The sequence below is a fragment of the Plectonema cf. radiosum LEGE 06105 genome, assembly GCF_015207665.1.
GTDB classification, from domain to species: Bacteria; Cyanobacteriota; Cyanobacteriia; order Cyanobacteriales; family Nostocaceae; genus Rivularia; species Rivularia radiosa_A.
Genome location: NZ_JADEWL010000092.1, coordinates 20,889 through 28,165, shown reverse-complemented (window position 1 = coordinate 28,165; position 7,277 = coordinate 20,889). Strand labels below are relative to the sequence as shown.

Genomic DNA, 7,277 nt, shown 5'->3' with positions numbered 1-7,277 from the left:
CCTATTTCCTCTGTAGACTTATCCGATTTAGATACAAACCTTTTAGCTATCACCAGTGAAAAAACGGGTTATCCGGTAGAAATGCTGGAGATGGATATGGACATGGAAGCTGATTTGGGTATTGACTCTATTAAACGAGTAGAAATTATGGGTGCATTACAAGAAATGTATCCTGATTTACCAAAGTCTGATAATTTAGAAGAATTAAGCGAACTGCGTACTATCGGTCAAATAGTAGAGTATCTCAAATCCATGTCTTCTGGTTCTGCTGTTAGCACCCCGGTAGAAGCAGTAGAAACGACAAAGGAAGAAATTGCTCAACCGACGACAACTGATACAGCTTCTATTCCAGAAACAGTAGAAACAGAAACACCTGTAATTTCAACAGTAACAGAAGCAACTGTTGATACTAGTGGTCTTGGTCAATCGATGTTAGAAATCACCAGCGAGAAGACTGGTTATCCTGTGGAAATGTTGGAAATGGACATGGATATGGAAGCCGATTTGGGTATTGACTCTATTAAAAGAGTAGAAATAATGGGTGCATTACAAGAAGCTTACCCAGACTTACCCAAACCCGATAATTTAGAAGAAATCAGCGAACTACGCACCATCGGACAAATAGTTGAGTATCTCCAGAGATTATCTGGAGGTGAAAAAAAAAAGTTACAGTCTGATGCAAGTCAGCAGCAGTTAAATCAAATTGGGGGGGTTGTAAGACATCCCTCTCACATTTACAGTAGACAATAAACAGTCACTATTCCTATTGAAAACAAGCCAATGACTAACCCTACATAGTATTATGTGGGGTGTTCTTTTTGGTATCTAGGCAAACTTATAATCCTAAGTACTTGGGCAAAATTAATTGTATAGTTGTCCGAAGCGAGTGGAACGTTAGCGAAGCGTCTCCCTCCGGGAGATAGTGAAACGAAGCATTCACCCGGGTTAGTGCGGTTCATCGCAACACTTTGAGATTGCTGAACGCTGTCGTAAGCGCTTCGCGCACGCTTACGCGAACGCTTCGGACACAATTAATTTTGCTTACCCACTTACGTTATATTTTAACAATACCTTTGCCAATTTATGAGGGCTAAACAACTGTAGAAGCCTTGTGAATACGACCTAAAGAGGTGAGCTTGCTAGTATGTCAAACATGGGCTGTCTGTAGCTTTTGAGTTATTTTTGTGGAAGAATATAACTCTACTACAGAACGCCCTCTCTCTTCATACTCTTTTTTTGGCAAAGGTATTGTATTTGACACGTAATTATAGTCAAATTTTGTAACATACGTAAAAGTGACGGCACCTAATTACACCCTTAATAATCGATGCCTGTGAGATATGGGAAGTGTTGGTTTCATTTCATACTTCTAAACTATAGCGAATTTCGTCATCGACTGTAAACGAATTTAGCAGCGAGTTATCTGATGTTAAATTAAAAATCTATTATGCAAACTTATATGCATTGAAACGTTGACGAATTTCGCTATATTTATAGTGTAGTTATTTTAGGTTGTCATGTCTTCAGATAAAAAGAAGTATCCATCAGATGCAAGGAATGTTGGTTTTCGTATAAAACCTGAATTGGCTGAGAAGATGGTTGCTAGTGGTTTTGTGAGTGAAAATTTTACCCGTTCTGAACTTTCAAACGCTGTTAGCACCATGCTGGAAAACTATTTTGAAGCTTGTGAACCACTTAAACCAGCGGATACCCCTAAACTAAATGATTTACAAGAACAACTTAATGATATAAGGACAATCATATTGGGAAAATCCCTCCCCCAAGTTGCATGAAGTTACTTGGGGATGCAGTTGATATTGTGGCGAAATCAATACCGCCAAAACAGCGTAATCAATTTACTCGATGGATGAACGAAGTTAAAGAAGTAATGACTAAAACTGAATAATATTTATACTAAATAATTGATTATTTAAAACAAAAATGTAGCGCATATTCTTATAGTCTTTATAATGACAGGAGTTACGCAATTGTCACAATACATGGGTGGTGCGTGACGCTACAAGTCTTATAGAACCGTTCAAATTTTTTCCGAAGCGTCACAGCACCCTACAAAGAAAATGTGCCGGTTGCGTAAGTCCTAAATGAGAATACGCGCTACATTTTTTAATCATGAGTCAACAAGCAGATACGCAGTTTGAATCCGATTGGGAATTTACAGAACGTATTGTTAAACTAATTAATGAAATTAGATTAAAGCGTGAAAAAGAATTAATTGAATCTCAAGTTAACTGTGACCGTCTTATTAGTAGACAAAGTAATGAAATCAACGTACAAATCAAGTAATTTAATTTTATCTAGAACACTAAAGTTACTCCATATCTCATAATCCAAGTAACTGAAAGCGCTAATAAACTCACGTCGTAAAGTATCGTTATCTGATTTAAGTTCTATAGTTTTTACTAGTTCACTTTCTAGTTTAATTTGAAGACTTTTAATAACGTCCTCTATTTCAACGCTAGATGGTGTTATTTGTTTCAATGCTTTTATTTGTTTTTTTAATTTTTTAACTTCGGGTGTATCTTTAATTTCTTTTTGATTTTTAAAAGTTAATGCACGTTCTGCTAAAGTTATAGCGTTATCTCGTAATTGTTCTACTACTTGTTTATCTAAATTAGACTTAGTGATGAACTTTTTATTCGAGCAATTACCGTTAGATTTCGCATTGAGACAATAGTAATACGGTTCTTTTCTTCCATTACTAAACACTCTAGTTACCGTACCACCACAAACGGAGCATCGTATTTTACCTGAGTATTCATTTTTATTACGAGTGCGATCGCTTTTTGGATTGCACTTATTGCTTTCGATAATTTCTAATATTTTTAATCGTTCATCTTCTGATATATAAGTTTTATCGTGCTGGATGCTAGTACCGACACTTCCTGAATAAATAGGATTCTTCAATAAATTCGATATAGTTTTTACGCTAAATCTCAAAGTACAATGAGGGAATCTTTTTCCAGCATTATTTTGTGGGGGTAACTTTATTGGTTCGTTCGCTTTTATAACGTGATTACTTCGTTGCTTTCTTTTGTCAACCGAGGAAGACAACCCGAAATAATCATTTATCCAAAATGATGTTCCGCGAATACTATGAGTTCTATCGAAAACTTCAAATATCTTTTTGACTACATCGTGAACGGAGTATTCTAATTTATCTCTCATATTACAAAGCACAGGGGTGTAATCAAAAGCTATTTGGTTATCTGACAACACGTATCCAAAAGGTAATTTATGGGGAATACCTTGTAGCTTTCTATATTCCAAAGCCTTACGAACTCTAAGCCCCAACATTTTAACTTCATGTTTACTCACAGCTAATCGAATATCGGCTGATAATTCACCACCAACGCTTTCTAGGTCTAGTGAATCATCCATTGCCACAGGTTTTATATTCTTTTTGTCGAGCGCCCGCAATAACGTGTAGAAAGCGACTGAAGACGCAGCAACCCGATCAAGTCGCGTAAAAACTAGTTCCGACACTTCTCCCGGTTTTAACTTTTCGATATCTTCTAGTAACTGAGATAATCCCGGTCGTATGTCTTTAGTTCTCTTATCGATATCAAAATATGTTCTTGAAGCACCATATAGTTTACATCGATTTATTTGAGTACTAAGCGATTCCTCCTCACTGTACGCTTGCAACTTTGAAGATACCCGACAATACGCCCAAATTTCTTTCATGAGACAATAAAGAAAACAATAGAGATATTATATTTCAAGCGTTGTCTACTGTATATCTTCCCCCGCAAAATTACAACCCCTCCCCGCACCCGATTTTCTAGAATTTACATTACCATCCGGACACATCGCTTTAATCACCGATGATGGTTCCCTCACCACTTCCGAACTAGCCGAATCCTTAACTCAAAGCGGTTGGGAAGTAGTAGTTATCAGCTTTCCCGAATCAATAGTTCCGCGAAGTTCGGTATTACCGAGCCATATTAAAAATATAATTTTAGAAGATTTAAGCGAAGAGCATCTCCAACAACAATTAACAGCAATTGCAGCCAATTGCGGTTCCATCGGTGCTTTTATCCATATTCATCCAATATTTAACGCTGCACCCAAGAGTATAAAATATTTTCCCGAAGAAAAGGCGATCGTCAAACAAGTTTTCTTTATTGCTAAGCATCTGAAAAAATCTCTGAATGCAGCAGCAGAAAAAGGACGCAGTTGCTTTTTTACAGTGACTAGACTTGATGGTGCTTTCGGACTAGAACAAAAAATCAACTTTGGTGCTATTGGTGGTGGATTATTTGGATTAACCAAAACACTTACTTGGGAATGGGGAGAAGTTTTTTGTAGAGCAATTGACATACATCCCGAAATCGACACCCAAAGTTGCATCAACCATATCAAAGCCGAACTACACGATTCCAATCGTCTAATAACCGAAGTTGCTTACGGAAATCAAGGAAGAACAACGATTACGGTTGAGAGTTAGTACCACCGGAGTTAGGAATGAGGAGTTAGGAGTTGTAGAGACGTAGCAATGCTACGTCTGTACGGGAGTTAGGAGTTAAGAGTGAGGAGTGAGGAGTTGTAGAGACGTAGCAATGCTACGTCTGTACGGGAGTTAGGAGTTAGTGCGTTAGCGTTCACGCGAAAGCGTGCGGCTCAGCGTGTCCGCAAGGACATACCGGAAAGCTCGCTAGAGAAATTTTAATCTTTAACCTCTAACCTTTGACCTCTAACCTCTAACCTTTGACCTCTAACCTCTAACCTTTAACCTTTAACCTTTAAAATATCATGTCTGAAAATCAAAAAAAAAATTACGTCGGTCGCATTGTTGACTGGAGTAAACAAGCACCTATCAGAGCAGCTAAAGTAACATTTGAGAACCATGATGGTACCTCAATCGTTTCTTATACCGATTTAGAAGGTATTTACCGTTTTTCAGCAAAACCCGATAGTAATGGAGTTATTCAAGGACAAATCACAGTAGAAGCTAACGGTTATCAAACGTATAAAACCTCGATTAAATTACCAGGTGATAAAAAGGATTTCGGGGATATTACAATTGTTCAAGGAAGTAATAATACTGATAAAGAAAATATCGATCATACTTCTAGTATAAGTAATAAAACAGATAACGCAAATAAAACTGATAACGCAAATAAACCTGATAACGCAAATAAAACTGATAACGCAAATAAAACTGATAACGCAAATAACACTGATAACGCAAATAAAACTGATAACGCAAATAACACAAATAAAACTAATAACACTAATATAACTAATACTGAAATCGACAAATTAGTGCCAATACTAATAGCTTTGATGGTAGTCTTTTTCACATTTACCACATTTGCTATTGTATCCGCGATGAGAAAAGAGCGTTTTAATAGACGTGACAATTACATTAATTTTCATCTACCGATTAATCAGGTTAGAGGTTAGAGGTTAAAGGTTAGAGGCTAAAGGTTAGAGGTTAAAGGCTAATATCTGTTGTTAATAAATATTTTGCAAGTTATTAATTACCATAAAGTAGGTCAAAAACAATCATGAGAACAGCAACTTCAATTCGTCCCGAATCGCTTTTTATTGTTAGTGGAGGTGCTAAAGGTATTACTGCAAAATGTGTAATTGAATTGGCACAACAGTATCCGTGTAAGTTTATTTTACTAGGACGTTCTTCCTTATTAAAATCGGAACCTTTATTTGCAAAAAATTGCTTTGATGAAGCAACTTTAAAAAAAAGGATTATGGAATATTTGCTGGAAAAGGGAGAAAAACCTACTCCCATAGAGGTGAAAAAGATTTATAATCAAATTATTTCTGATCGAGAAATTAAACGAACTTTAGAAAAAATTAAACAAGCAGGAGGTGAAGCACAATATATTAATGCTGATGTCACAAATACTCAGGATTTACAGCAAAAAATAACTGCTGTTACAGAAAGTATGGGTACAATAACTGGTATTATTCATGGTGCGGGTAATTTAGCTGATAAACTTCTTGAAAAGAAGACCGAAGAAGATTTTGAAAAAGTTTACAGCGCTAAAATTCAAGGGTTAGAAAATCTACTTGCTTGTGTTAATCTCGACCAATTAGAACATTTAGTTTTATACTCTTCTGTTGCCGGTTTTTACGGTAATATTGGTCAATCTGATTACGCTTTATCAAATGAGATTCTGAATAAATCTGCTCATTTGTTTAAACAACACTATCCCCAATGTCATGTCGTAGCGATTAATTGGGGAGGTTGGGATAGTGGGATGGTAACACCGGAATTGAAAAAAGAATTCGCCCGTAGGGGTATTGAAATTATTCCGGTAGAAGCGGGAGCAAAAATGTTAGTCAACGAACTTCATGACTGTTACCGTGATTCGACACAAGTTGTCATTGGCAGTCCGATTTCTCCCCCACCAGCACCTTTAAATTCTCAGTTGAGAACTTATCGCATTCATCGTAAATTTACCGAAGCAGCTAATCCTTTTTTACAAGACCATATAGTAGGTGGGAAGCCGGTTTTACCTGCTACTTGTGGAACAGCATGGATGATTAATGCTTGTGAACAGCTTTATCCTGGATATAAGTTTTTTTACTACAACAATTTTAAGGTATTAAAGGGAATAATTTTTAATGGTAAGCAAGCTGATGAATATATTTTAGATTTAGAAGAAATTGCTAAAAATGAACAACAAGAAATCATTTTTAAAGCAAAAATATGGAGTAGAAATGGTAACGGAAAACTGAATTACCATTACAGTATTGACGAAATTCATTTATTATCGCACAATACTCCAAGCCCAAATTACGAACAATTAAATATGACAGAAGATAAAATCATCCCGATTACAGGTAATGATTTTTATCAAGAGAATTCATCAATATTTCCTTTATTCCACGGAGAATCTTTTAAAGGAATAACAAAAGTAGTAAATATTAGTCCAGAAAAAATTACTATCGAGTGTATTTGGAACGAAATCGATAGAAAACAGCAAGGACAATTTCCCGTTCAATGGGTAAATCCTTACTCTATTGATTTAAGTACTCATCCTTTATGGGTTTGGTTACAGCATTATCATCAAGAAGTTTGTTTACCTGCTGAAATTAAAAAACACGAACAATTTGCAGCAACTCCTTACAATAAACCTTTTTACGTTTCTTGCGAAGTTCGGAATAAATCAAATAGTAGCGTCAGTGCCGATTTTATCATCCACGACAATCAAGGTAAAATATATTCCCGTTTATTAGGTGGTAAAGGAATTATCATTCCCACACAATCCTTAAAATCCTAATCATTT

6 protein-coding genes are annotated in these 7,277 nt (G+C 36.0%); 5 read left to right on the top strand and 1 reads right to left on the bottom strand.

Features of this window, described 5'->3' with window-relative positions; genetic code table 11:
- Together IQ247_RS21985 and IQ247_RS21980 are read left to right on the top strand one after the other, a co-directional pair.
- Positions 1–750, top strand: a 750-nt coding sequence (locus IQ247_RS21985; RefSeq protein ID WP_228059950.1) for a phosphopantetheine-binding protein, incomplete at its 5' end; no start/stop codon positions are given.
- Between the two features lie 767 nt (positions 751–1,517).
- Positions 1,518–1,793 (top strand): hypothetical protein, encoded by a 276-nt coding sequence (locus tag IQ247_RS21980; protein WP_193923299.1) that lies wholly within the window; start codon positions 1,518–1,520, stop codon positions 1,791–1,793.
- Between the two features lie 436 nt (positions 1,794–2,229).
- Here IQ247_RS21980 and xisF read toward each other — a convergent pair whose 3' ends face one another.
- Entirely contained in the window at positions 2,230–3,705 is a 1,476-nt protein-coding gene (gene xisF, locus IQ247_RS21975) for a fdxN element excision recombinase XisF (protein ID WP_193923297.1), read from the bottom strand.
- 505 nt (positions 3,706–4,210) lie between these two features.
- On the opposite strand from xisF, the gene IQ247_RS21965 reads away from it, so the two are divergent.
- The 3 genes from IQ247_RS21965 to IQ247_RS21955 all read left to right on the top strand — a co-directional run bounded on the left by IQ247_RS21965 (position 4,211) and on the right by IQ247_RS21955 (position 7,271).
- Positions 4,211–4,468: a hypothetical protein gene (locus IQ247_RS21965; protein WP_193923295.1), complete on the top strand. Its 258-nt coding sequence runs from the start codon at positions 4,211–4,213 to the stop codon at positions 4,466–4,468.
- 305 nt (positions 4,469–4,773) lie between these two features.
- On the top strand, positions 4,774–5,427 hold the full coding sequence (locus tag IQ247_RS21960) for a peptidase associated/transthyretin-like domain-containing protein (protein WP_193923294.1): 654 nt from the start codon (positions 4,774–4,776) through the stop codon (positions 5,425–5,427).
- Between the two features lie 104 nt (positions 5,428–5,531).
- Positions 5,532–7,271, top strand: coding sequence for an SDR family NAD(P)-dependent oxidoreductase (locus tag IQ247_RS21955; protein WP_193923293.1), 1,740 nt, complete (start codon positions 5,532–5,534; stop codon positions 7,269–7,271).
- The last annotated feature ends 6 nt before the right edge of the window (positions 7,272–7,277 follow it).

Excerpts from the sequence above, each read along its gene's own strand:
- xisF (WP_193923297.1), bottom strand. The coding sequence starts at position 3,705 with ATGAAAGAAATTTGGGCGTATTGTCGGGTATCTTCAAAGTTGCAAGCG.
- IQ247_RS21960 (WP_193923294.1), top strand. The coding sequence starts at position 4,774 with ATGTCTGAAAATCAAAAAAAAAATTACGTCGGTCGCATTGTTGACTGG.
- IQ247_RS21955 (WP_193923293.1), top strand. The coding sequence starts at position 5,532 with ATGAGAACAGCAACTTCAATTCGTCCCGAATCGCTTTTTATTGTTAGT.
- IQ247_RS21980 (WP_193923299.1), top strand. The coding sequence starts at position 1,518 with ATGTCTTCAGATAAAAAGAAGTATCCATCAGATGCAAGGAATGTTGGT.